Origin of the sequence: Mycobacterium sp. 94-17 (assembly GCF_035617725.1) — a bacterium.
Taxonomy (GTDB): Bacteria; Actinomycetota; Actinomycetes; order Mycobacteriales; family Mycobacteriaceae; genus Mycobacterium.
This window is the reverse complement of record NZ_JAPIYN010000018.1, coordinates 44,190-70,549: the sequence shown is the minus strand read 5'-3', so window position 1 is coordinate 70,549 and position 26,360 is coordinate 44,190. Positions and strand designations below refer to the sequence as shown.

Genomic DNA, 26,360 nt, shown 5'->3' with positions numbered 1-26,360 from the left:
CTCAGTTGCCCAGCGTCGTGGCGCGGTCGGCGATGCCGGTGACTTCCGCCGTCACCTGTGCCTGTAGGGCGAACCGCGTCATCCGCGTCCACGCGTCACGGTCACGCTGGCTGGCCCGGCGGCCGACATGGGTGACCACGTCGACGTCGGTGGCCTGCGCGCGGAGGTAGCCGGCCCGCGCATGCTCTTTCGGGATTTGCCCGAACGGATCGAAAGAGTATGCGACCATCGCATTTTCGTGGGTGATCTTGTCGATGACCGCGTCATCCAGATGGCCCATGGTGGCGATGATGTCCTCGGGTGCGAACGGCCAGTTGCTGTCGGAGTGCGGGAAGTCGGACTCCCAGCACAGCATGTCCTCGTTGAACCAGCTCATGTTCTGCACACCCACCTTGTCGCTGATGAAGCAGGTGTAGAAATGCCGCATGAACACATCGGTGGGCCCGTCGTAGCCGGGCGGAAAGCTCGCCAGCGTCCACCCCGAGTGTCGGTTGTATACGTGCTCGGCCCGCCAGAGGAAGTACGGGATCCAGCCGACGTCGCCCTCGGTCAGCGAGAACTTCAGTTGCGGGAAGTCGGCCCAGAACGCTGCCCAGATGAGCTCGGTGAAGGTGAACATGCTCATCATCGATGACGCCGTCATCTGCACGCTGGCCGGCGCGTCCGTCGACACCTGCGGGGAGCGCGATGCGGAGCCCACGTGGGTGCACAGCACCGTGTTGTTGTCGCAGACAGCCTCGAAGAGCGGGTACCAGTACTTGGTGTGGATGCTGGGCATCTGCAACGCCTCTGGGTTCTCCGAGAACGTGACGGCGTGACAACCCTTGTCCGCGAGGCGTCTGACTTCCATGGCAGCCTCGGCCACATCGAACAGCGGCAGGATGCCGCACGGGATGAAGCGGCCCGGGTAGGACCCGCACCATTCGTCCACGTGCCAGTCGTTGTAGGCCTTGATCATCACCAGGTTCGTGTCGCGGTCGGGACCCTGGTTGAGGATCTGGCCGGAGAACCCGGTGAAGTTGGGGAAGTTCAATCCCGCCAGCTGGCCGCCGCCGTTCATGTCCCGCACCCGCTCATCGACGTTGAAGCAGCCCGGCCGCATCTCGTCGTAGCGTGAAGCGTCGATGTTGTACATCTCGCGCGGCTTTCCCGCGACGGCGTTCAGACCCATGTTGCGTCCGCGGATCTCGCCGTAGTACCACTGCTGGACGCCGTCGGGTTCGACGACGACCCGCGGGGCGCGGTCCCGGTAGGCGGCGGGAACGTGGGCGTCGAACATGTCGGCCGGCTCAGCGATGTGGTCGTCCACGCTGATCAGGATCAGCTCGTCTTTGTGCATGCCGCGCTCCTCGAGTCGGTAGCGACTAGTAGACAATGCTCTGAGTCACACTGTTAACCGAGCCAACGAAGGTTGTCCCGGCACGTGCTAGCCTAATCCGGCCCTGCGGCAACGACGCAGGCGCAGCCACCGGCATGCTCGGCTGGCTGACGGCATGGCCACGCCAGCGACTAATAGTCCATCCCAGGTTGGCCGCCGCGCCCTCCCCGCGCGGGACCGCACGATGCCGGTCGGCGCCGCGTGCCACCATGGGGCATGACCGGGCCCCGGAAGGTAGCCGAAGTTGAGCGCCGGTAAAGCTGCGCGTCCGACCACCGCCGATGTGGCCCGGCTGGCCGGCGTGTCGACCGCGACGGTCAGTTACGTGCTGAACAACGCCCAGGGCCGCCGCATCTCGCCGCAAACCCGCGACGCGGTGTACCGCGCGGCCAAACTCCTGGACTACCGGCCCAACCTGGCCGCGCGCAATCTCGCGCGAGGCAAGAGCGGGGTGGTGCTCTACGTGGTGCCGCACGTGGCAGTGGGCGAGATGCCGATGCAAGCCGGCAGCCGGATGACCACCGCGCTCGCCCGCGAGGGTCTGCTTCAGGTGCAGATCTTCGAGACCGACGACGACCAGCATGTGGTCGACGCGATCGAGAGCCTGGACCCGGTCGCGGTCACCAGCCTGTTCCCGCTGAGTGCCGCCGCCAGGCAGGCGGTGAGCAAGGCCGGCATCCCGCATATCGAGATCGGGACACTGCCCGCGCTCAAAGAGCCGCATCTGTCGGTGGGCGAGATGCGGGTCGATCATCTCGTCGAGCGCGGCCATCGCCGGATCGCGTTCGCCTACACCGGGATTGCCCGATGGCGCCCGTTGGGCGACTACTGGTTCGAGGGGGTGTCGCAGGCGGCGCGGCTGCGTGACCTGCCTGGCGTGCGTGTCGACGAGGTCACCCTCGACAACGCCGCCGAGGTGGTCTCCGGCTGGGTGGGCGACGGGGTGACCGCCGTATGCGCGCAGAGCGACGAAATCGCCTGCCTGGTCCTCTACGGCATTCACCGGGCGCGGCTGCGCTGTCCCGGCGACCTGGCGGTGATGGGTGTCGACGCGAGCCCGATGGGCATGGTGAGTACGCCGCCGTTGACCACGGTGCAGTTCGACCCGTGCGCGGTCGCCGACGCCGCGCTTGCCGCGATCTTCGAGCGGCTGGGCCATCCGTCGCAGGCCTCTCCCGAGCCGACCGACATCGCCCAGCTGGTGGTGCGGTCGTCGACCTAGCCACTTGGTTCCGAGAAGAGCTCTGTTGGCCGCTGCCCTGCCACGGCCTCATCGTCCGAGTCAGGCCGCAGATGTCGCCACCAAGACGCGATGTACAGCAGCATCGAAACCACCAGAGCGACCAGCACCCACAAGACAATCGTCATGTCGATCCAGCTTCCGAACGCCGGCGAGCCGGGAAGTGCGTTTCGCAGCGGCACCACCGCGAACAGCATCGCCGCGTACCAGGCGGTCATCGGCGACTGGAACTTTCGTCGGTCCCGCAGCGTCTGAACCGCGACGAACACCGCTGCACCGGCAATCGCGACCAGGATGCAGAGGATGACTACTGCGAACACCACGGTGCTGGGCGACCGCTGCATCTCCACCACGTAAGTTCCAGATGGTCCCCCCTTTGCCCTAATCGGTTCGGAAGCCTGGATCTTCCAGCCCGGCAGCCTGTCGACGATCGTCACACTGGCGCGTTCGCGTGCGTGCCCAGCGCCGTCGAACAATTCAACCCTGATCGGCCCGGTGTAATAGCGGTCGAACGGCCACCGCTCGACGTCACGCGCCAGGGTCAGAGGAACGGGAAAGACCCCGGGCAGCGTGCCCTTGGACCAGGTGCGTTTGACCGGCATTGCGGTGGAGGCGATTTCGACCGTGAGGTCTTCCTTGAGGCCATCGGTAGCCGGATCCACCAGAGTAGGTCCCGGCGAAATTGCGAGGTCGCACAGGAGCGCGCCGTAGTCGGACTGAATGTTTTCGACGTTCAGTGTCACGATGGTGCCACTGGTGGCCGACGGTCCATTGTTTGATACGCGATGAGGACCGACGCCATCGATGTACAGCACGACCGACGTGATCATGGCACTGACAACGATGGCCAGCAACACCACGATGCCTGCCTTGATGTGTGATGTGCCGCTGGTGACCGCGAAATCGCGGTCGGACCGCTCGACCGTCCGCGCTCGCACCGTTCGCCTCCCGTTCGACACCCCGATTCATGCTAATCGTGCCAGCACACGACACGGTCATCTCCCACCGTCTTCCAAGCACTTCGACAGGTTGGCCGACCGCGGCGCAGCGCTCTACTCGTGGTCGACGTAGATCAGTCGGCGGGCTCATAGCGCAGCAGCGTGACGTCGTGTTCGGGGTAGTCGTAGAACACCGGCTTCACCCGCATCCCGACCTTGATACGGGCCGGATCGACGTTGACCATCTCGGTGGAAAACCTTGGCCCCTCGTCCCATTCGACGATGGCCGGCAACTGGGGCACGGCGTCGGCGAAATGGGGGCTGACCGGCCGATGGGCCACGGTGTAGGAGTACAGGGTCCCCATCCCGGAGATCTCGCGCCACTCCAGGTCGTCGGCCAGGGTGCGCGGCGCACGCACCCTGGGGTAGAACACATAGGCCCGCAGCGACGGCGAATACTGGATGGCGATGCGATGCTGCGCCAGTGCGTCCCAAAACGGTGCGCTGGTAGGCGTTTTGACGGGCATGGGTCGTTCGAAATTCATCGCCTCAGTCCCCTTGCAGAATCAGGGCGGTCTGCTCGGACAGGATGCCGCCGTTGCCGGACACGAAAGCGCGGTTGCAGCCGGTGACCTGTGCGGCACCCGCGCGCCCCATGATCTGGCGGGTCGCGTCGCAGACATGGTGCATGCCGCCGGCCAAACCCGCCTGGCCGAAACCCAATTGGCCGCCCGCGGTGTTCAGCGGGAAGTCACCCCGGAAGGTCATGTCGCGGTTGGCGACGAATTCCATGCCCTTGCCCTTCTCGCAGAAGCCGGCATCTTCCAGCGAGAGCAGCACGGTGATGGTGTAGCAGTCGTAGATCGAGACCATGTCCATCTGGTCGCGCCTCAGATCGGTCATCGCGAACGCGGTGTCGGCCGCGGCCGCCATCGGGGTGTTGAGCAGATCCTCGGCGTATGTCGGGGTCTTGAACGGCACGTGCTCGCCGAATCCCTTGATCCACACCGGACGATGCCGCGACCGCTTGGCGAGGTCCGCGCTGGCGACGACGACCGCCGCACCGCCGACGCAGGGCATGACGATCTCGAGCATGTGCAGCGGATCCGCGATCACCGGACTGGCCAGCACGTCGTCGACGGTCAGTGGCTTGTCTTTCCAGATCGCGCCGTCGGTGTGGTTGGCGTTGACCCGCTGGTCGACGACGATCTTGGCCATCGCGCGTTCGTCGTAGCCGTAGACCGCGGCATAGCGCTGGGCCACCTGTCCGTACGGCCCGTTCTGGCCGAGGTTGCCGTAGGGGATTTCGAATTCGGCCTGCGGAGAGCCGTATTGGTTGCTCGACGAGCCGAAGAACATCGCATCGACCATGGGCCTGGGCTTCTTCTTCGACGACGGCGTGATGTAGCGGGCCGGCAGCGCGCACAGCACCGCGTCGCAGATGCCCAGCTCCACGGCCGCGGCCGCTCGCCACACCATGGCCGCGGCGCTGGCCCCGCCCAGGTCGACATGCTCGGCGAATCTGGCCCCGACACCCAGGTATTCGGCGATCGTGGAGGGCACGAAGATCTCCGACTCGGCCAGGTGCGACGCGACGATCCCGTTGACCACTTCGCCCGGCAGGCCCGCATCCTCGAGTGCAGCGGCGCTCAGCTCCGCCCACTGTTCGAGGGCGAACGGCGCGGGTGCCGCCTTGCTGAGCCGCTCGGGCGGCAGCTCGACGTATCCGACGATCGCGGCTTCTCCGCGTAATCCCATGCGCTCGACCTACTTTCGGGGCAATCCGAGGATCATCTGAGCGATGATGTTGAGCTGGATCTCCCGGGTTCCACCGCCGATCAGCTCGGCCGGGAGATGCAAATACGGTTCCACGACGGCGGCGTCGGGGTCGTCGACCATGACGATCTGGCCGGTCAGCTGGAGCGTGGCCCGGAAGGTGCGCCGCAGCAGCACATTCATCGCGACCTTGGCGATGCTGGACGCCGCACCGGACGCCTGGCCGTCGAGCAGCCGGATGGTTTCCCGCACGCCGAGCGCCCTGATCGCGTTGGTGTAGGCGTCGAGCTCGCCGAGCTCACGCAGCGCGTCGTCCCGGTCGGGCCCGGGTTGCGCGGCGAGCCTGCGCAGCGCGACGGCACGGTCGAACTTGACGTATCCGCCGATGGCCGTGCGCTCTTCGGCCATCGTGGCGATCGCCAGGCTCCAGCCGTCACCCGCACCGCCCAGCAGCATCTCGTCGGGAACGAAGACGTCGCCGAGGAACACCTCGTTGAAGTGCGCCTGCCCGGTCGCCGTCTTGATCGGCTGGATCTCCACTCCGGGCGATCGCATGTCGAGGATGAAATAGCCGATGCCGCGATGCTTGCCGGCGTCGGGGTCGGTGCGCGCGAGTAGCGCGCCCAGGTCGGCGTATTGGGCCAGCGACGTCCAGATCTTGTGTCCGTTGATCCGCCAGCCGCCGTCGACCTTGGTCGCCCTGGTGGTCAGCGACGCGAGGTCCGAACCCGCCCCCGGCTCGCTGAACAGCTGGCACCACAGGATGTCGCCACGCTGCGTCGGTGGGATCAGCTTCTCCTGCAGGTCTTTTGATGCCGCGCGGATCACCGACGGCAGGATCCACTCGGCGATGTTCAGCGAGGGCCGGACGAGGCCGGGTCGCTTGGCGAACTCCTCGTCGATGATGAGCTGTTTCAACGGATCCGCATCGACGCCCCACGGCGCAGGCCAGTGCGGCGCCATGAGACCGGCGTCGGCGATCAGCGTGCGTTGCGGCCCGGTGGCCAGGTGCTCGTAATCGCCGTGCGGCGCGGGCTTGTCGTTACGCAATTGCATGGCCGCGTCCAGTGTTTCGGCTACCCAGCCCCGGAACTCTTTTTGCGCGTCGCCCAGATTCACCGACATGTCGCGGTTCTGGGTGCACGTGAGCTCGCCCAGCCGTCGCGCCCAGCGGTTGGCCGGACCTATCGATCCGGCCAGGCTGATGGCCCGCCGCCAGTACAGGTGCACGTCGTGCTCCCAGGTGAAGCCGATGGCGCCGAGCATCGTCAGGGCGTCTAGCACCAGGTCCGGGATGGGTGAGACCGCGATCACGGCCGCGCCGGCCGCGGCGATCCGGTGCTGGTCAAGCGGCTCGTCGACCGCCCGGACCGCGTCCCAGGCCGCCGCGGTGGCCAATTCGCTGTTGACCAGAAGCATCGCCGCGCTGTGCTGCAGCGCCTGGAACGTGCCGATCACCTTGCCGAACTGCTCCCGGATGCGCAGGTGCGCGGTCACCGTCTCGACACACCACTGCGCGATGCCCGCCATCATGGCGGCGACGAGTCCCACGACCACGCAACCCGCCCGCTCCGCGTCGATGCCCGCGAGCACGTCGGCGCCGGTCACCCGGTAGTCGTCCAGGCGCAGGATCCCCGCGTCGCCGACCAGGTCCGTGCCGCGGACGGATTCCACTGTGGCCATCGGGTTTTCGCTGTCGATCAGCGCCCAGACGACGTCGCCGTCCGGGGTCCGGGCGCCCACCAGCACCACCCGCGCCGCGCACACGCCGGCGGTGACTTCCGACGCACCGCCGATCAGCCAGTGCCCGTCCCCCGGCCGCGCCCGCAGGCCGCCGTCGGGCAGCACAATCGCCGCGGGAACGCCGGACGCCAGCTCACGCAGCAATGACTGCGCGCGCGGCGTCGGTTCGGCGAGCAGCGCGACGGCCCCGGCGGCGACCGTCGGCAGCAGCGGCCCGGGCAGCAGCGACTTGCCCGCCGCCTCCAGGACGCACGCGGCATCGAGGGAACGCCCGCCCTGGCCGCCGAGCTCCTCGGGGAGATGCACAGCATGGAAACCGTTGGCGACCAAGGCATCCCACCAGCCGGGTAGGTGCCCGGCCGCGAGGTCGTCGAAGCTGTCCCGGGTCGAGGCGATGGGAGCGTGCCGGGCGGCGAATTGTCCCACGGCGTCGCCGAGCTCCAGCTGCTCCGTACTGAGTCCCAGGGTCACGGGCCCGGCCAAGGGATGACTGGCGTCAGCCGCACGGACTGCTTTCCTTTCGCCTCCGGTTCCGGCGATGGCCGCGCGTGCGGTCGTCGCTTTACAAGACGGACCGTCTCGTCTTGTGGAAGACTACCGGCGCGGGTCAGGATATGTAAAGCGCGCCCGATCCCGGCGAGCGGCTTTCGATCTTCAGTTCGCAGAAGCGAGGACCAACATATGCCAACCGATCTGAGCGGTGCGAACGCGCGGACGGGTTCGCCCAGGCGGCGCAGCGAAAAGTCCCGCACGGCGATCGTCACCGCCACCCGAGAACTGTTGCTCGAGCGCGGTTTCGACGGGCTGACCATCGAGGCGGTGGCCGCGCGTGCCAGCGTGGGCAAGCAAACCATCTACCGATGGTGGCCCACCCGGCCCGCGCTGGTCGCCGACGTGATGCTGGAAGATGCCGACAAGCTGCTCGCGTCGGTGAACCACAGCGGCAACCTCGGCACCGACATGGCCGCGTGGGTGGGCAAGCTGTTCGCGAGCCTGACCACGCCGCGAGGTTCGGCCATGCTGCGCACCCTGACCGTCGCCTGCATGGAACACGAGGACACCGCCGTCAAACTGCGCGCCGGATTCAGCGCGCCGCTGCACCACAGCGTGCGGGCGCGGCTGGTGGCCGACGGCATCGACGAGGCCACCGCGGATTCGGCGGCCGACGCGATCGTCGGCGGGGTGGTGTACCCGATTCTGTCCGGCGCGCAGCCCTATTCGCGACGGCGCGCCGAACGGACCACCCGGCTCATCGTGGCCGCCCTCACCGGACGCTGACGGGCGCGGGTCAGGCGACCGCGATCGCGACCAGCCCCCGGCGCACCCGGTCGGGCAACGAGCCGCCGTGGCTCAGCCAGTCGTCGAGCGCGAGGCGCACCGCCGCCATGGCCAGCGCGCCGATCAGGCGCGGCCGCGGATCCTGCGGGGCGAGCTCGGCCATCCGCGGCGCGACGAGCTCGGCGATCGCGGACTCGTAGCGCACATAGACGTGCAGCGTCCAGGCGTCCAGCGTCTCGGATGACCTTGTCAGCGTGGCTAATTCGCGGATCTGGGTTTCGATCTCGGCGAAGTCGCGGCCGAGTTCGCCGAATGCGCCGATCACCGCCTCGATGGCGCTCAGCTGCGCAGGCTGGGCGGCGAGCGCGGCGGTGATCCGGTTCAGCCAATGGGCGTTCATGCCCTCGGCGACGGCATCTTCCTTGGAGTTGAAGTAGCGAAAGAACGTCGCCCGGCCGATGTCGGCGGTGTCGGCGATGCGGTCGACCGTCGCCCCGGCCAGGCCGCGACTGGCGACCAGCCGGGCGGCGGCGGTGGCGATTCGCTGACGCGTCGCCGCCCGCTTGCGCTCGGCCAGCGACCGCGTATCGGACGCTGTACTCGACATGCCCCACCCTGTTTCCGCGAATCAGCACACACAAGTAAGACATAGTCTTACCATGAGACCATGTCTCACACACTCGATTCGCCCGATCCGCCCGCCCAGAAGTCGCGCGCCGCCTGGCAGTTCTTCCAGCAGATGCTGGCCGACGTCACCAAGATCGTGGCCGAGGACGCCGAGTCCGAGCGGGAGTTGGCCGAGGGACTTCGCCTGGTCGCGCGGGTGTCGTCCCTGTGCGCGCGGATGACGGTCGAGGCCGAACTTGAGCGGCCGTCGTTCTTCGACATGTGCTCACAGAACCGGATGGTCGGGGGCCCCAACCCCGACGGCAACTACTACCTTGGGATGATTCGCGGCGACCGCCGCTACCGCATCACCGGGACCCGCGGCACCAGCGCCTACCTCGGATTCCAGATCCTGGCCGGCACCGGGCTCACCCCGCGCCGGATGGCCGGCTACGTCAGCGACACCGACCTGGCGCTGCGCTCGGGTGAATTCGCGCTCGTGCTGTCGGCGGACGAACCCCCGGATCTGGCCGGCGCCCAGTGGGTGAAGGTCCCCGACGACGCCTCGTCGGTGGTCGTTCGGGAATACATCGGTGATCGGGCCAGCGAGGAATTGGCCACGCTGTGCATCGAGGCCCTGGATCCCGGCCCGGTGCCGACGCTCACCGACGAGGAACTCGCCGAGCAGTTCACCGCGATGGCATGGTCGCTGATGAAGCTCGCGACGCTGCACCGCACCATCAAGCCCGAGCTGTTGCACACGCCGAACACCTTGCTGACGGCCCAGGCCGCCGATCTGGGCGCCGCCGACACCACGCCGGACAACCTGTACATGATGGGCACCTTCCGGCTCGAGCCCGGCCAGGCCCTCGTCCTCGACATCGCGCCGCCCGACACCCGGTACTGGAACGTCACGCTGGAAAGCATCTGGCACGAATGCCTGGAGCCGTGCGCCCGGCACAGCTCGGTGACGAATCGCGGCGTGGTGCCCGATGCGGACGGGCGGGTGCGGATCGCGATCTCCGCCGAAGACTCCGGGCTGGGCCATTGGCTCGACACCGGCGGTCGGCACCGCGGCTTCGTCGTGCTGCGCTGGCTGGACAATCCGAGTCCGCCTGAAGTCACCGTGTCGGTGCGCGAAGCGCGGGAGCGGAAATGACGCTGCGGGACCGCTTCGCCCCCGACGCTCTGATCGCCGCCGCCTGCGCGGAAGTCGGCAGCGACGACTTCGGCGACGAGGGCTGGCAGCTCGGGCTGCACCGGGTCACCGACGGGCTGATCAACGACGCGCGCCTATCCGATATCGGCGTCGAGATCGCTCACCTCGATCTGATGCGCGCCCTGAAGAACAGGCTGGGTGTAATCGCTTGGCGCAAACAACATCCCGCGGTCGCCGCGGAGGAGATCAAGGCGCCGATCTTCATTGTCGGCCAGCCCCGCACCGGCACCACCATCCTCTACGACCTGCTCGCCCAGGATCCCGGGCTGCGCGCACCGCTCACCTGGGAGGTGGACGAGCCCTGCCCGGTGCCACAGCCCGACACGTACCACAGCGATCCGCGAATCGCCCAGGCACAGACCAGCATCGATCTCTCCGAACAGATCATGCCGGGCTTTCTGGCCTTTCACCCGATGGGTGCCCTGGTCGGTCAGGAATGCGTGCGCATCACCGCTTCCGAGTTCGTCAGCATGATCTTCTCGGTGCAGTATCGGCTGCCCGATTACTACCGGTGGCTGATGTATGAGGCCGACCACGCCGGCGCATATCGATTCCACCGAACCTTCCTGCAGCACTTGCAGTCCGGCGTGCCCGGCCAGTGGCTGCTGAAGTCGCCCGCGCACCTGTGGCAACTGGACGCGCTGCTGGCCGAATACCCCGACGCGCTGATCGTGCAGACCCACCGCGACCCGCTGAACGTCATCTCGTCGATCGCCGCGCTGACCCACCACCTGCGCCAAATGTGCAGCGACCAATCCAGCATCACCGACTGCGCGGCCCAGTCTTACGAGGAGATCGTCGTCGGGCTGGAACGCGAGATGGCGCTGCGCGACAGCGGCGCCGTGCCCGCGGGCCGGGTGATCGACGTGCAGTTCGCCGACTTCATGAACGATCCCTGGACCACGATCAAAGACATCTACGAGCGGCTGGACCGAGAGCTGCGGCCCGAGGCTGAGCAGAAGATGCGCGCCTTTTTCGCCTCACACCCCTCGGATGGGGGGCGCGGCCGCTACACCTGGCCGGACACCGGGCTCGACGCCGCCGAGGTACGCGAGCGAGTGAGCGCCTACCAGGACCGCTACGGGGTACCGACCGAGAGGCTGCGCTGACCTACCTGTATGCAGCCGCCGCTCATTCGGCGCACCTGTCGGTACACAGTGAGCTACCGCAATCACACAGAGCGAGAACCGAATTGGTCACCAGTCGGCTGGCAGATCCAGCCGGAGACTCGCGGGCTTCATCGGGATGTGGGTGTCGTCTCGCGAGCCAAGCCTGTTGCGCGACACAAAGTTCGATCGGGTCAATCCCGGCTTTGGGTTCGGCTCAGCCCCTAACGACCACCACGTTAAGAGCCAAGGAAGCGCCGCTTTTGTCGCGCGACCTCATCGCTGGTCATGTAGCCCGCTTCAGCGAGTCTGGTGAGTAATGACTGCGCCCGCGCAGCAAGCTCGCTTAGCTCGGCCGCGATTTCGGCTACTGGCTCGGCCTGTGGCGGCGGTGAAACCTTCGGGCGTTCGCCCCTGGCCGGCCTGATGCGTTCATTTCCGCCACCTAGGGTCGCGGTGGTTCCGACGGCGCGCCCGGCCGCACCGGCCAGCGCCATGTCGGCAAACAGGTTGCCAGAACCAGCGCTGGCCATCCCAGGGGCGGCGTCTACAGCGGTGATCGGTAGCGCATATGCCGTGGGCCGGAACGCCGGGGCCGCCGACGACCAACCCGACGGCACCGACAGCGTTCCGACGGTCCTTCCCTGACCCAGTGCGGCAGCCACCGATGCGGGCGCGGGGGTCGACGCCTCGGCCAGGCCATTCGGGCCGCCAAAAATCCACTGCGGCACCATTGCGCCCCCCGGCCCGTAGCCGGTGTAAGGCCCCTTACCCTGTGCGTAATCACGGTCGGCATTGATCATGAAGCCTCGATACGTCGTTGCTGCCGACGTGAACGACGCGGACGCACTTGTCGTCGATGCGGTCGCGCTGGTCGTCGCGATGGGGATGTCGATGGCCGTCAAAGGGATGACGATCAATGTCAGCAAAGTCAGCAGCCCGGTGAGCGCGTCCGAAGGATCCGGCGCCGCTGCCGCGGCCGGTGCCAACGCAAGCCCCTGCAGTGCCTGGGGGACGGCCGACATCAGCTGCGATCCATTCGTCGGAATCGACTGTGCCGCAACGGATTGGCTGACCAGCCCGACGGGATTGGTTGTCGGCGGCGGTGATGTGAACGGTGTCAATGTCGATGCTGCGGACGACGAGCCGGCGTAACCGTACATGGCGGCGGCATCCTGGGCCCACATCTCGCCGTACTGCGTTTCGGTGGCGGCGATCGCAGGCGTGTTCTGGCCCAGAATGTTTGTGGCTATCAACGTCATCAGCAAGCTGCGGTTGGCGGCTATCACTGGTGGCGGGACCGTCATAGCGAACGCCGTCTCATAGGCGGCAGCTGCCGCTTTGGCCTGGGTCGCGGCTTCCTCGGCTTGCGCCGCGGTTGCGCTCATCCACTCTACGTATGGGGCCGCCGCTGATGCCATTGAAACGGAGGCAGGCCCCAGCCACGATCCGCCGGACAACCCTGAAACGATCGACAGATAGGACGCTGCCGTCGAGTTGAGTTCGGCAGCGAGCGAATCCCAGGCTCCCGCAGCCACCAGCATCGGTCCGGATCCAGGACCGGCATACATTCTCCCCGAGTTCACTTCGGGTGGTAGCGCCGCGAAGTCCATTATCCGGTTCCTCCTCTAGCCGACGGCTGACGCATTGGCGACGCGGGATACCGTGTGCCAGTCCGCACGACTTCCCCAGGCGGTAATAAATTGCTGATCCAGTTGCGGGCGAACTGCAAGGCCCTCAGCGCCAACACAAGGTCGGGCCCGGCGGTAGTGACGCCGGTGATCTGCTCAGCGATGCCGCTTTGGCCCTTCATCGCCGAACTGCTATCCGCCAAGCCCAGCAACCTCGACGCGTCGCTGGCGCGGCCGCCCACGCGGACCAAGGTCATGCGACCGTGCTCGACGCGGAGGGCGGTCCCCAGGTTGTAAGTGATCAGTATTGACGCCGCCAATGACCAGCGTTCGTGTCACGACCCTCCGCTCCTACCCCAAACACACTTGCGGTAGAAGCCATCAGCCGGTGCCGGCGGTTAAAGGCGAGCTTCATCACCTGAACGTAATCTTAATGGTGGCTGAAAATTTAGTTCAATGCAATGGGTGAAACCTCCAACCGAGCTTCTCCACGCCGACGACCAAGGAGATCGGTGGCCGTGAGGCAGCCCACCGGGGGCTTCTGGCTGTCCAAGGCGCGCAAGCCAAGCACCACGCCGGTATCACGCGGCCCCGCGGGCGTCGATTGGCACTGTTTCCAACGGTTTACAGGTATGTCGGCGAGGGCGGGTGCCCTCGCTACTGAAGATCGGCGCTCGTGTCTGTCCCTTAATCTCGACAGCCCGCTGATTGCGCGCGGCAATCGATGAGCCGCACGGCGGTCGCGGCCGGGAGCCGGGACGGGTGGCCGGATTGCCCGCACGGTCGCCACCCTTGGCTACAGTGGACCGCCGCCGATGCGGGACGACCCCGGCATGTCCTTGGGAGAATGCGCGCACAGCCGCGCGGGCCGGATCATGCCAAAGCTCGTCCGGCGTCCGGGTCACTTGATTTGCGGCCGGCATTGGCGCCGGGCGGACTCTTGTAGTGCCAGTGCACCCATTCAAAATCGACCACGCCCGTTCGTTGATTGCAGCGCAATAGATTTCGTGCGACCTCACGAAAACCGAGAAGGATGTGATCTGCATCCGTTGAGATGTATGCCGGATATTTGTCGGTCGCTCTACAAAGGGGCACCGGCCAGCGGACATGCGGTACTTCACTTGACCAACTCGAGCCGTCGTTGGTTAACTGACGGTGGCGATGGCGCCCGCCCGGAGAATCGATCTCCCAACCGCTAATAGGGCTGATGGCACCTGCGAACTCGAGGAGTCGCGGGTGGTGCGCGCCGACGTAGGCCTCTATCCGATTAGAAGTTGTGCGCCATCGCAACAGAACCAATACATCACTCGGGTTGGCCAAACAGAAACCCTTCCCGTTGTCAGCCGGCGGACGACTGATCTACCGACTGTTCATCATTCACGTGCACCAGGTGAGGACGCTCGGGACCGGAGAATGCATACAGATAGGGTGCATTTCGACGAACGCATCCGCATGAGCGATGGTTTCCTGCCCGTTAAGACAGCCGGCCTGTACGAGCGGGGCCATCACCGCCACGAGCATCGTGCCTCGTGGAATCGCTGCTTCCGGTCCGCGCCAACGGTTTCGAACCGGTATCAAGCCGGACCCGGCGCTGCCAGAAACCCAACAATCGGTGGCGAGCCGGCTACCGCGGCGGCGAGCGAAGCCATGGTGGCAATCGCATGAAAACCATCATCGTGTCTGGTAACGGCGGGCTCACGGCCGCGATCATCGAGGGGCTGGAAAGCGCTGGGGCGCGCGTCGTCCGACTCGTCGACGATGAAGTCGCCGATACACCCGACGATCTTGCGGAAGCCGGCGTCGACCACGCGGCGGCTGTTGTGTGCACGGGCGATGACGATGTGGTAAACCTCGAAATCGCCTTGCTCGCAAAGGAAGCCAACCCCGACATTCACGTAGTCGCACGTGTGGCCAACGATGTGCTCCGCGAGGCACTCAACGACGATACCCAGATCGGCTCGATACTTGACGTCGCCGAGCTTGCATCGACGTCGATCGTTGAGGCGTGTCTGGCGCGCAATGCGCACGCGTTCACCGCTGCGGGCATCAATTTCCTGGTGTCGGGTAGCGAGGCTCCCCGCGACGACACGCTGCGTGAACTGTACGGCGACCTGGCTCCAGTGGCAGTGATTCACGGCGAAAACTCACCGACCCCTGGAAAGACATCCCCCTGCCCTGGTCGCGACCTGCGGGTGCACACCGGGGACTGGGTGATAATGATTGGCACTGCCGACGAGCTCAGCGCGGGTGGTACCAAGGTTCCGCGCCCGACCAAGCCACGCCCCCGGCGGACAACTGTGCGTCGATTCTTCGACGCCATTCGCGCTCTACGGCACGACGTGAACCCGGCGTTCTATCCGATCATGGGCGCCCTGGTGGTCTTGGTGATCGGCTCAACAGCCCTGCTGCACTTGAACTTTAAGGCAGCGACGCCGATGTCGTGGATCGATGCGCTGTATTTCACGGCTGAAACTCTCACTACGACGGGCTACGGCGACTTCAGCTTTCTTAAGCAGCGCAACTGGCTGCGATTCTTCGCCGTAATGATGATGTTCGGTGGCGTGATCAACACCGCCTTGATCGTCTCCTTCATCGCCGACGTGCTGCTTTCACGTCGCTTCGTATATTCCGCTGGGCGGCCCCAAGTACGGCATCTTCACAATCACATAATTGTCGTCGGGCTTAGTGCTCTCGGCACCCGTGTAGTGAATGACTTGACCGCCGCCGGGTACGACGTCGTGGTGATCGAGCGCGACCAGAACAATCGTTTCATATCGTCGGTGATCGAACTCGACATTCCGGTGATCTTCGGAGACGCGACCATGCACCAGACGCTAGAGTTGGCATGCCTCAGCCGAGCCCGCGCAGTGGCGGTGATGACCCGCAGCGAAGTAGTCAACATCGAAACAGGCATTGTGGCGGCCAGGATGTTGGGCCGTCCGTTGTCGCCCGAAGTCACCCGACCCGACGTGCCGCTGGTGTTGCGGGTATACGACCGAGCATTAGGCCGCGTGATCGCAAAGCGGTTCGGCTTCATCAACGTTCGCTCTACCGTTGAGCTCGCCGCACCTTGGTTCATCAGCGCCGCGATCGGCCTCGACGTACTCGGTACGTTTTCAGTCGGGCAGAGCTCGTTTGTGGTCGGCGCAATGCGGGTGATGGTCGGCAGCGAACTCGACGGAATGCAAATGTTCGAGCTTTCCACCACGACTCGAGTAATCGCGATCACCCGGCCGGGTGCCCCGGTTAGACTGCACCCTCGCCGCGATGCCCGGTTACGCGCCCACGACACTGTCTATCTCGTTGGCCCATATCGCGAGTTGCTCGAAACGCTGCGCAAAGGACAGCCTCCCGGCGACTCGGACATTTCTGGTCGATAAATGGTTACGGCCGGTAGCCCGTGTTTGACGATCAACCATCCCTCACTCTCGCGGTGTCCTACCAAGCCAAGCTGTATTCACGACTAGTAGCTTCGGCTTAATTCCAATCCATGTCGTCATCAGCTCTTTGTCTTCGTGCTCTGAAGATCGTGGGACACCAAAGAGCATTGGCATTCTCAACACGCGGGATTTCCATCACTTCTAGTCTGCGCTCGTCAACCGACGCCGGTCGATGGTGTCCACACCGCAGGCACAACCGATGGGCATCCCGAACGAGACTGAAGTTGCGTTCGCCGCCGGGCCTGCGTTAACCTGCCGGAAGGCGATGAAGCTCGCCTCGAATTGCCGGACCGGCTAATGGCTTCTACCCGTGAGCGATTCCGGTAGAAGGCACGAAGACGATGGGGTCTGTGGCAGGCAGCCGGTTGTCCTTGGTAAACATCAAGCGATCCTCTGTCACGCCCGTTTCAGGCCCGCATATGCGTCCACCGTTCGACCGCAGCTCGATCGTTGCAATGGGATCCACCGTTAGTCAGACCTACCTTTCGTTCGCAACGAGCCGTACTGCGGGAGTAGCGATTTGATACCGACCACCTACACCATTCTGTTGCTCTGCGGCCCGGCAACAGCAATCGCTGCAGTTTGGGGAGCTGAGCGAATCGGCGTGCCTTTTCCGATCCTGCTCGTTGGCGTCGGTGTGTTCCTTAGTTGGTTCCCCTGGACGCCGTCACCTGAAATACCGCCCGAAATCGTCTTCTATCTGTTCCTGCCGCCCCTCGTCTACTACGCGGCGTTATTCGTTGCACCGGACGATTTACGAAGGCATGCCCGTCTTGTTGGCATCCTGGCGGTGGGATTGGTAGCGGTAACCGCGGCTGCGGTCGCCGGTGTGTTGACCAGCCTCATGGGTTTGTCCTGGTTTGCAGCGATAGTGATCGGCGCGATCGTGGCGCCGACCGATACCGTTTCGGCCACATCCATCTTCAGGCGCCTAGACGCGCCGGAGGAACTCTCGACAATCATCGAGGGTGAGGGTCTTACCAATGACGGCAGCGCGTTGGTGCTCTACACCGGTGCGGTGGGTACAGCAGTGGCCGGGGCGATACATCCCGCCCACCTCGCGATGACGTTCATTTTGGGCCCGGTGGGCGGAGCGGCGCTCGGCTTCGTCATCGCCTGGCTGATGGTCAGGGTGCGACTACGGATGGATCATCCCGCGCTGGAAATCACCATTTCGTTGGCCACCCCGTATTTCACCTACGCCGCCGCCGATGCCGCCGGCATGTCGGGGGTGTTGGCTACTGCCGTCGCCGGGCTTTATGTGGGCTCCCGCATGAGCGACATCTACTCGCCGGCAGCCCGACTGCAAGCTCTCGCCTTCCTCGACGTGCTGGTCTTCTTGCTCAACGCGGTGCTGTTCATCCTGGTGGGCATACAACTTCACCGACAAGTGCACTGGGCGCCGACCGGGCCGATCTTGCACCTCGTTGTCACATTGTCGGTAGTGGTTGCCGTAGTAGTAGTGACGCGACTGGCATTCACGCTCGGCGGCCCCGCCCTGGCGAAATTACGCGGCCGTCCAGTGAGACCGAATATCTGGCGGGAACGCATCGTCGTGGGGTGGGCCGGCATGCGGGGAGGTGTATCGCTCGCCGCGGCGCTGGCCGTTCCCCTGCGCAGTGCTGATGGCTCGCCCTTTCCCGATCGTGAACTTGTGGTGCTGATCGCCGGGGCGGTGGTCCTGACCACACTTGTCGTGCAGGGCGTCAGCCTGCCGTGGTTGCTGCGCCGACTCGGACTACGGCCAGAGGACTTCCGAAGCGAGGAGAACCAAGCCCGACTGCGTGCGGCTCGCGCCGCGTTGGAGTGGCTGGACCAGCGACCAGGTGGTGGTGAGAACACCGGTGATGCTGCCGAATCAGTCCGCGCCCTATATCAGGCCAGAGTGCGGCGCCTGCAGATCACGGCCCCTACTCATGAGGGATCGAGCGATGCCGAATACAACATCGACGAACTGGAAAGCTACGTGGCGTTGCGGCTGCAGCTGTTGGGTGTTGAACGCTCAGCAGTGCTGACTTTGCGGCGCGAAGGCCGCATAAACGCATCCGTGTTGCGCTCCATCGAACGGGGCTTCGACCTCGAGGAATCTCGGCTTGGCCGTCGTCTCTGATAGCCGCCATGCGATCGCCGGCTCGTTGACCCGCACCTGTTTCGACCGTCGTCTGCAACCGCCGAATGCCTGGACGGGCACAGGGCAATTTCCGTTTGGGCCTGTCTCATCGTGGACCTACGGCGCGCCGATCTAGCTCATCCCAGCCGCAAGGCGAGGCCCACCGCGACAATGACAGCGGTCGTCGGCATCAGGTTGCAAACAGCTACTTCGGTCACGCCGTCAGTGCTGCCGCGACGCGAAATCTGTTGTGCCATTATCTATCCGGAGGCCCAGGGGAGCGTTTGTAGGGTTGGTCGGCTGACAATCCGGCGTGGATCGCCATGGCGCCGGGACGATCCCTCAGCGTAGTCTGCGGACAGGGCTGGATCCTGCACTGGTCGGCATCGGCATGCGCCGCGTTGAATGAGCTCCGGCTCGGTCGGCCGGTTTCATGGGTGGACACCTGCAATTGGGTACTCGAATGATTTACGTGTCTGCGATATTTGCCACCCAAGCAGCCGCCCTCTATCACCGTCGTGTTCAGCTGCTGTATGTCTGTTGTACACTGGCCGTAATTGAACAAGCGATGAAGCTCGCTTACCGCACCTTTGACCGGTTTGCCGTTTGGATCAAGGTGCTGATGGCTTCTACCCCTGTAGTGCCTCGACGTGTCGAGAGGGTAGAAGTGGTAATGCGCACAGTCGTTCCATGGCGGGTGCTCCGGCTCATTATTGAGCGACCAGTCGATGCACCGCGCGGGCGGATAGCAACGCTTTTTTCCAGATTGCGGAGGTCCGTATCCGTGTCGAGCGGCACCGCTGGCTGGGGCCCATCGAGGTGGCTGGTTACCTTCGCCGCACCCAGCGGCCAAGCCTCTTGGAATCTCGGCCCAGAGCTGTCTGACTCTACTGATCAGCATCGCGATGCCTCGAACGGTGACGCGGTGATTACGAAACCGACTGTGGTTCCGCCAGTTCCACACGCCTGTATCGGTGCCACGTTTCCGCCTTGGGCCGAGTCAGCAGGGCTGGGCCTCCGACGAAAACCGCACGCACTCTTGGTGCTCTGAGACGTCTGGCTGTCGCAACTAGGGCGGGGTATCCACTTGAACGCATCTCGACGGCTGTCGCGCCAACTCTATGCAGGCCTCCGCGTCAGGGTATTTGGTCCGTCGCATGCCTGCGTCGTCGATGCGCACGCCGACCTCAGATACGTTCCAGCAAAGGAGAAGTGGGCGCTGACCACCCCAAGAAGTGGGACTCAGAAGATTTGCAGGCGCCAGACTACGGGCCGTAGCGGACAGGCCAAAGTGGTTGCGAACTTGGATTGGCCGCGCGGTGCCCCGATGAACATGATTATCAGTTGGGACCTGTGGTGCGTTGGCCGCCCGGTGTGAAACGTCTCTGCGCTGCAGGCTCAAGCTGCGATCGTCATCGGCCGGGGCTTCTCGGGAATCCCTAGAAACCGCAGAGATTACGGAGGCACGTCACGTGGTTGGCAGACATAATACGTCGTTTATCGACGCCTACAAGCGGGCCGTACTGGGTAAACCGCTGACCAACGAGCAACTGGAAACAGAGAAGCTGTCAAACCCCGTGGGGTTGGGCGCACTTTCGCCCGACGCGATCTCCTCTACTGCTTACGGGCCGGAGCAGATCATGGTCGAATTGTTGCCAAGCGCCGGGATGGCGGCGTTCACTCTGTTACTTCCTATCACCGGCGTGCTCTTGTTTATCCTGTTCTTGGTTGCTGCGTGCTATCGCCAGGTTGTCATGCTTTACACGCGAGCCGGCGGAGCATACATGGTGGCGCGCGACAACTTTGGGCCTCGGGTTGCGCAGATCGCGGCAGCGGCACTGTTGATCGATTACGTAGTCACCGTTGCGGTGCAACCGGCGGCCGGGACCGTTGCGGTGGTATCGGCCATACCCGCGCTGCGTCCCTATCACCTGGAGCTCACCATAACGCTGCTGATCATAATTGGCGTTGCCAACCTCCGCGGTTTGCGCCAATCGGGCCGCCTGTTCGCGACCATCACCTACTCCTTTGTCGTCATGATCACGCTGACAATTGTGGTCGGGGTTATCCGAGAAATCTTCTGGGGCTTGCCCAAATTCAATCCACATCACATCGCTGGGGTAGTGCCCGTCCATCACGGCGGCGGTCTGATCATGGGCGCAACGGTCCTGGTGCTGCTGCGCGCGTTCGCCAACGGTGGTACATCGTTGACCGGTATCGAAGCGATCTCCAACACAGTCCACGTCTTTCGCGAGCCGCAGGGGCCTAATGCCCGTCGGGTTTTGACCCAGATGGCCTTGATCCTCGGCTTCCTGCTGGCGGGTGTGGCCTGGCTGGCGCATGTCACGCATGCCGCACCCTATTTGCATGAGTATCCGTCGATGTTGTCCGAGATTGCCCGGGCTGTCTTCGGCGACGGCGTGATTGGGAAAGTCCTGTACTTCCTGGTTCAGGCCTCGAGTGCGGCCATCCTGCTGACAGGCGCTAACACCGGTTTCAACGGATTTCCCGCATTAGCGAGTTTCGTTGCGCAGGACCGCTTTTTGCCGCAACCTTTGACCAAGCGGGGCCATCGTCTGGTGTTTTCAAACGGCATCATCCTGCTGACTGCGCTGGCCGTGATCCTGCTGCTGGTAACCCGGGGATCGGTCACTGCACTGGTGCCGTTCTACGCGATCGGGGTGTTCACTGGATTTGCAATAGCCGGCTACGGTATGACCAAACACTATCTCACGCACGGTGGTCGTGGCTGGCGTCGCAAGGTTGTGGTCAACCTCTCCGCGGGAGTCTTATCGACGATCGTGGTAGGCATCTTCGTCATCGCAAAGTTCACGGAGGGAGCCTGGCTGGTTGTCGTCGTCTTCCCTATCTTGGTGTACACGCTGATCCGGCTCAATAAGCAATACAGGGCTGAGGCTTCTGTTCTGGAGACGTCACGCATCGAACGGCCTGAGCTCGGCGAGCATGTGCGCCACCGGGTGTTCGCTTTCGTCGACACAATTGATCTTGCGGAGATCGAGGCATTGCGTTATGGAAAAGGGTTGCGCGCCGAGGCGTTGAACGCCGTGCACTTTGTAATCGACACCGAACACGCCGCACAGCTAAAAGAGCTCTGGGAATACTTCGACGACGAGACACCGCTGCAGCTGGTTGACTGCCCGGATCGCCATCTGAGCGCCGCAGCGCAGAAACTGGTTCTCCGAACGCTGCATGATCACCCGGAAGCCAAAGTGACCGTATTGCTGCCGCGACGAACCTACTCGCCGCTGATGGGCCGATTACTTCATGATCGCACTGCCGATAAGATGGCGCGCGCTGTCAGCCGCATCCCGGGAGCCACCGCGATCATCGTCCCTTATGACGTCGGATCTCGCATCGGCCGTCTCGCGCCCGAAGGCTTCAAGGAGCGGATCACACCCGGGCACGTCGTAGTGAACACTCAGAGTGCGCCCGCTGACTAGGGCCCGATCTCACGTGAGCACGCGACATTATCCGATTTGCGCCAGCCAGCGGTCTAAACGTGACGGCTGTGAAAGCACAGTGCGCAAGCCGGCGGACTGCCCCGCCGATGTGGACAAGGTACAGACGACCGGCTTGGGCGCACCTACGATACTCGCTACCCCTGGCACTTGCGTGAAACAACCTGTCGCTGTGCATCATACGCTCTCCTTGATCCCCGAACACCTCGCCATACCGTCGAATTTTTCGATGGATGGGTCCGCAGTGCCTCGGTGGCGTGCGCCTAATGACTGGACCAACACGCTGATCGATATGCCCATCACGCCACTTGCGCGCGTCGCCTGCTGCCGTCGCGATGTATGCCGTCAGCGGTCCAAGAACGATGTTGATTAGGCAAGACGCAATGGCCGGGAGCCACTTGCCGTGTGGCCGCACAGCGTGGTCCCTTCAGAACATCTCGACGGGAGCTTGCTTGCGCGGAGAGTTGCATAGCCGTTTAACTCTAGGTTAACATCGCGTTCAGGCGATGAAGCTCGCCTCTAACCGCCTGCAAGGCTAATGGCTTCTACCCGTAGACAATTCGGGTAGAAAGCGGTGTGTGCATGTGGGTGGTCTGCGCGGACAGCATCTTGAGCTGCACGAGCTATCGATGCAGAATCTTCTTAGGCGCGGTGCCGCATTCCCCGCCCTGGCCGCAGCAAGTCGTCAATACGATGATGGCTGGGCCCGTCGATGACCGTGTCGACCGTTTATCGACGCCGACATCGGGGAGCCACTCCGCAGCGCGCCATTGGCGTTGGTTTGAGCACCGCGTCGTTCGCGCCGATAACCAGTTGATATTCAGCAGTTTCCGCTGCGGTCATCGGCGTGACCTCATTGCGAGGCCTTCGCGTTACTGCTCTCGGCTGATGAGTCATGAGGGGTGTCGCTATGACAAATGCCGCTGACGACAAGCATCGGATACCCCGGTCCTTACCCGAGGTATACAAGCGGGCGTTGTTGGGAAGGCCTATGACGACCAGCCAGTTGGCTGCGGAGAGGTTATCGAATCCTGTTGCATTAGGCGTGCTTTCACCGGACGCGATCTCGTCCACCGCTTACGGTTCCGAACAAGTCATGATCGAGTTGCTGCCGGCGGCTGGGATGGCAGCCTTCACGCTACTGCTGCCGATAACCGGCGTGATCTTGTTGATTTTGATCTTGGTGGCCGCGTCGTACCGCCAGGTAGTGATGGTCTATACCCGGGCCGGGGGATCGTATGTGGTGACGCGGGACAGTTTTGGACCGCGAGTCGCGCAAGTGGCCGCAGCGGCGTTGTTGATCGATTATGTGGTGACAGTAGCCGTGCAGTCGGCTGCGGGGACAGTAGCGGTGGCGTCGGCGATCCCGGTATTGGGGCCTTATAGCTTGGAAATCACGGTTGGAGTGGTGTTGCTGACGTGTTACGCGAATCTCCGCGGTCTGCGGGAAGCGGGCAGGCCTTTTGCAGTGCCGACGTATGCGTTTGTCGTCATGGTGTCGTTGACGATCGTGGTGGGGGTTGTTCGTGAATTGTTCTGGGGTCTACCGAAGTTCGAACCGGCAAATATTGCAGGCGCAGTTCCAGTTCATCAGGGGAGTGGGCTCGTTATGGGCGCCTCGGTACTGGTGGTCTTGCGTGCGTTCGCCAACGGTGGTTCGTCCTTGACCGGGGTGGAGGCAATTTCTGACACTGTCAGTAGTTTTCGCAAGCCCGAAGGGGTCAACGCTCGTCGGGTCGTGACCGTGATGGCGTGCATCTTGGCGTTTCTACTGGCCGGTGTGGCTTATCTGACGTATGTCACCCACGCGACCCCCTACGCCAATGGCTACCCGTCGATGCTGTCGGAGATTGCCCGGGCGGTGTTCGGTAGTGGCATGGTCGGCCACGCCTTGTATTTTTTGGTGCAGACGGCGACGGCGGCGATCTTGTTTACCGGTGGCAACACCAGTTTCAATGGCTTTCCCACATTAGCTAATTTTGTTGCGGGAGACCGCTTTTTGCCGCGGCCGCTGATGAAGCGTGGCCATCGTCTCGTTTTCTCGAATGGCATCATCACGCTGGCGGTGTTGGCGGTGGCGTTGTTGATTTTCACCGGCGGGTCGGTCAATGCCCTGGTGCCGTTCTACGCGATTGGGGTCTTTACTGGGTTTTCGATGTGCGGCTATGGGATGACCAAATACCATCTGACACACCGAGAGCCGGGCTGGCGATACAAGATGGCAATCAACTTGTCGGCGGGAATCTTATCGACGATCGTTGTGGGGATCTTCGCGGTGGCAAAGTTCACCGAAGGAGCCTGGCTGATCGTCGTTGTCTTCCCAATCCTCGTGTTCTTCTTGATGAGGCTCAATCGCCAGTACCGCGTCGAGGCGTCGGTGTTGGAAACGTCACGTACCGAGCGTCCCGACGTGACCGTATACACCCGCCATCGAGTGTTGGTTTTCGTCGACTCGGTCGACCTTGCGGTGATCGAAGCCCTGCGGTACGGAATGGGCCTGCAGGCTGAGGATCTAACCGCGGTGCACTTCGTCCTGGACGCGACCTATGCCGCACGGCTGCGGGACGTCTGGGATAGCTTCGGCACAGGAACCTCGCTGCGCTTAGCCGACTGCGCTGATCGCCAACTCGTAAGGGCTGCTGAGAAGCTGGTACGCGAGGCGCTTGACGACCACCCTGACACCAAACTGACTGTCTTATTGCCGCGTCGAAGCTACCGTCCGCTGGTGGGGCGACTATTGCATGACCGCACCGCAGACAAGATCACCGCAGCGGTGAACCGCATCGCAGGCGCGACTGCACAGATCGTTGCCTACGACGTCGAGTCCCGAATCGCACAGCGCGCCACGCAAGACGACCGCACAATTCGATTGGCTGCCCCACCAAAGAAGCTCGCCTAACCGGCACCGTGTTCTCTTGATCGGTGCCACGTCGCCTCGACTCTCGGGTAACTGGTCCGAATCAATCGCCCATCCCTCGTCGCGAGTTCGTGAAAGGTCAACCCTTGACTTCTACTCAGCAACGAATCATCGCGGTACTCCCTTGGCAACACCCTCGGCGTTCGGGCTTGACGAATACGTTCCATTCGAAGCCCGCTGCTTCGATGACGGCGCAGCAGGCGGTGGAACCCGCCACAACCGCGGCCTGCGCCCAGCAGTCGCCAAGGGTCCCAACGGATAACGCACGATCGATGAGAGGACCGCGATGGATTGGATCTGTCAGTTTGATCGTATTCGCGTCGAACACGGTGATCAGGTGGTGTGCGACGACCTTACCCTGTCGCTTTCCCACGGCTAGCCAGACGTGAAACACGTCCCACCGCAGCATGTTTCATCGCATCGGGCTGCCGTTCATGCCGACAGAGCTTTCGTACTGGCATACCGACCTCTGTAAAGACCGGTGGCGATGGACTTTACGTCCCCGCGGAACACAGATCGGTCATCGCGTACTTAACGATGTCGTTAGCCTGCTTGTCGGAAATCCCGCGAGCTCCCTGTTCTGTATCGGACTGTTGCAAAATCTCGGACTTTAGCTGCTCGGGAGCCACGCCGTTAGAAAGTTCACCGCACATATTCCATCCCAGCTGAACTAGGGTCGGATCACCGCCCGACATTGCATGCACCCCGTCGTTGTGGAGGTCATTGAGATAAGCATTTTCGTCGGCCAATGCCGGCCCGGAACAGACGATCCCAAAGATCAGCAGTCCGCCTGCGAGTGCCACGCCCAGGAATTTGCTGCAGCGCCTTTTGCTCTCCATATCGCCTTCTCCTTCACCTATCTGTTCCCCGCCCGTACCGAACGGCTCGGCCGTCGCCGATGACAGTTTCTTCGACCAAGCCACGAAGGAGGGCCTGCTCAGGCCGCCTAACAATTTCGGAGATGGTCCTTCGGCGAGCACCGCACTGTGCACCCGTAAAGATCGCCGCGTTCGAGGACCGCGAGCCGCACGGGGCGTATCGGTTCGGGGTGGCCATCCAGCCTTGATATTGATCCACGACGCCGGGGTCGGCGCGCCACCGCGCGGACCCCAAGGGTTTTGAAGAAGAAGCCCTTCAATCTCAGCGAGAATTCTTCCGTCAGAAGTGTGCCGTCGATTTTCCTCAGTCATCCGCGAAGCTTCTTGATAAGGCGGACTTTTGCCATCCTGAGGCGCTACGCCATACAAGGAACTGCGGACCTGCATCGGCTAATCTCCTTGCTTTGTTCGCAGAGATTGATCTACGAAAGCGGGCAGCGTGCAAGGTAGAAGCCATCAGCGCCCGACGGCGCAATATGGTGGCGGAGCTTCATCGCCGGCCGCGAAGTTGAATTCCGCGGTAATCTCTGACGATAGCAGAGGCTCGGGGCGGCATACCAGGCTTCGGCGCCAGAGGTGAGCGGTGAGTCTGACAATAGCCAGCGCTATTTGGAGACTGCT

Annotated in this window: 14 protein-coding genes, 2 pseudogenes and 6 riboswitches; of the genes and pseudogenes, 8 read left to right on the top strand and 8 right to left on the bottom strand. The window is 63.6% G+C overall.

What is annotated here, in order from left to right; all coding sequences use genetic code 11:
• Nucleotide 1 precedes the first annotated feature (1 nt).
• Entirely contained in the window at nt 2-1,339 is a 1,338-nt protein-coding gene (locus OQ789_RS19565) for an amidohydrolase family protein (RefSeq protein ID WP_324687756.1), read from the bottom strand.
• Between the two features lie 283 nt (nt 1,340-1,622).
• Here OQ789_RS19565 and OQ789_RS19560 point away from each other — a divergent pair, with 283 nt between their 5' ends.
• Nucleotides 1,623-2,600, top strand: coding sequence for a LacI family DNA-binding transcriptional regulator (locus OQ789_RS19560; RefSeq protein WP_324687755.1), 978 nt, complete (start codon nt 1,623-1,625; stop codon nt 2,598-2,600).
• Here OQ789_RS19560 and OQ789_RS19555 read toward each other — a convergent pair.
• The 4 genes from OQ789_RS19555 to OQ789_RS19540 all read right to left on the bottom strand — a co-directional run bounded on the left by OQ789_RS19555 (nt 2,597) and on the right by OQ789_RS19540 (nt 7,546).
• Nucleotides 2,597-3,448: a DUF4436 domain-containing protein gene (locus OQ789_RS19555; RefSeq protein WP_324687814.1), complete on the bottom strand. Its 852-nt coding sequence runs from the start codon at nt 3,446-3,448 to the stop codon at nt 2,597-2,599. The two genes, OQ789_RS19560 and OQ789_RS19555, sit on opposite strands and share 4 nt — an antisense overlap.
• Nucleotides 3,449-3,690: 242 nt before the next feature.
• Complete coding sequence (locus OQ789_RS19550; RefSeq protein ID WP_324687754.1) at nt 3,691-4,101, bottom strand: Zn-ribbon domain-containing OB-fold protein; 411 nt, start codon at nt 4,099-4,101, stop codon at nt 3,691-3,693.
• A gap of 4 nt (nt 4,102-4,105) precedes the next feature.
• Nucleotides 4,106-5,314 (bottom strand): thiolase family protein, encoded by a 1,209-nt coding sequence (locus tag OQ789_RS19545; protein WP_324687753.1) that lies wholly within the window; start codon nt 5,312-5,314, stop codon nt 4,106-4,108.
• A gap of 9 nt (nt 5,315-5,323) precedes the next feature.
• Nucleotides 5,324-7,546 carry an acyl-CoA dehydrogenase gene (locus OQ789_RS19540; protein ID WP_324687752.1) on the bottom strand — a complete coding sequence of 741 codons (2,223 nt, stop codon included), beginning with the start codon at nt 7,544-7,546 and terminating at the stop codon, nt 5,324-5,326.
• 210 nt (nt 7,547-7,756) lie between these two features.
• On the opposite strand from OQ789_RS19540, the gene OQ789_RS19535 reads away from it, so the two are divergent.
• Nucleotides 7,757-8,353, top strand: a complete 597-nt coding sequence (locus tag OQ789_RS19535) for a TetR/AcrR family transcriptional regulator (protein WP_324687751.1) — start codon at nt 7,757-7,759, stop codon at nt 8,351-8,353.
• 10 nt (nt 8,354-8,363) lie between these two features.
• On the opposite strand, the gene OQ789_RS19530 is transcribed toward OQ789_RS19535, so the two are convergent.
• Entirely contained in the window at nt 8,364-8,960 is a 597-nt protein-coding gene (locus OQ789_RS19530; RefSeq protein ID WP_324687750.1) for a TetR family transcriptional regulator, read from the bottom strand.
• 60 nt (nt 8,961-9,020) lie between these two features.
• Here OQ789_RS19530 and OQ789_RS19525 point away from each other — a divergent pair, with 60 nt between their 5' ends.
• Both OQ789_RS19525 and OQ789_RS19520 read left to right on the top strand, forming a co-directional pair.
• Nucleotides 9,021-10,118: a DUF1214 domain-containing protein gene (locus OQ789_RS19525; protein WP_324687749.1), complete on the top strand. Its 1,098-nt coding sequence runs from the start codon at nt 9,021-9,023 to the stop codon at nt 10,116-10,118.
• Nucleotides 10,115-11,287: a sulfotransferase gene (locus OQ789_RS19520; RefSeq protein ID WP_324687748.1), complete on the top strand. Its 1,173-nt coding sequence runs from the start codon at nt 10,115-10,117 to the stop codon at nt 11,285-11,287. Before OQ789_RS19525 ends, OQ789_RS19520 begins: the two co-directional genes overlap by 4 nt.
• A 236-nt stretch (nt 11,288-11,523) precedes the next feature.
• Here the strand turns inward: OQ789_RS19520 and OQ789_RS19515 are convergent, their stop codons facing one another.
• Entirely contained in the window at nt 11,524-12,897 is a 1,374-nt protein-coding gene (locus OQ789_RS19515) for a PPE family protein (protein WP_324687747.1), read from the bottom strand.
• A 383-nt stretch (nt 12,898-13,280) separates the two neighbouring features.
• Nucleotides 13,281-13,343: riboswitch (Fluoride riboswitch) on the bottom strand.
• Between the two features lie 720 nt (nt 13,344-14,063).
• Nucleotides 14,064-14,139, top strand: a riboswitch (Fluoride riboswitch).
• Between the two features lie 437 nt (nt 14,140-14,576).
• On the opposite strand from OQ789_RS19515, the gene OQ789_RS19510 reads away from it, so the two are divergent.
• The 4 genes and pseudogenes from OQ789_RS19510 to OQ789_RS19495 all read left to right on the top strand — a co-directional run.
• Nucleotides 14,577-16,295 (top strand): NAD-binding protein, encoded by a 1,719-nt coding sequence (locus OQ789_RS19510; RefSeq protein WP_324687746.1) that lies wholly within the window; start codon nt 14,577-14,579, stop codon nt 16,293-16,295.
• A gap of 312 nt (nt 16,296-16,607) precedes the next feature.
• Nucleotides 16,608-16,669: riboswitch (Fluoride riboswitch) on the top strand.
• Nucleotides 16,670-16,875: 206 nt separating this feature from the next.
• Nucleotides 16,876-18,465, top strand: a complete 1,590-nt coding sequence (locus tag OQ789_RS19505; protein ID WP_324687745.1) for a Na+/H+ antiporter — start codon at nt 16,876-16,878, stop codon at nt 18,463-18,465.
• 555 nt (nt 18,466-19,020) lie between these two features.
• A riboswitch (Fluoride riboswitch) is annotated at nt 19,021-19,104 on the top strand.
• 833 nt (nt 19,105-19,937) lie between these two features.
• Nucleotides 19,938-21,878: pseudogene (locus OQ789_RS19500) on the top strand (APC family permease); the annotation flags it as partial.
• Between the two features lie 559 nt (nt 21,879-22,437).
• A riboswitch (Fluoride riboswitch) is annotated at nt 22,438-22,499 on the top strand.
• A 355-nt stretch (nt 22,500-22,854) separates the two neighbouring features.
• Nucleotides 22,855-24,783 (top strand): annotated as a pseudogene (locus tag OQ789_RS19495) (APC family permease); the annotation flags it as partial.
• A gap of 572 nt (nt 24,784-25,355) precedes the next feature.
• Here the strand turns inward: OQ789_RS19495 and OQ789_RS19490 are convergent.
• On the bottom strand, nt 25,356-26,051 hold the full coding sequence (locus OQ789_RS19490) for a DUF732 domain-containing protein (protein WP_324687742.1): 696 nt from the start codon (nt 26,049-26,051) through the stop codon (nt 25,356-25,358).
• Between the two features lie 128 nt (nt 26,052-26,179).
• Nucleotides 26,180-26,246: riboswitch (Fluoride riboswitch) on the bottom strand.
• Between the last annotated feature and the right edge of the window lie 114 nt (nt 26,247-26,360).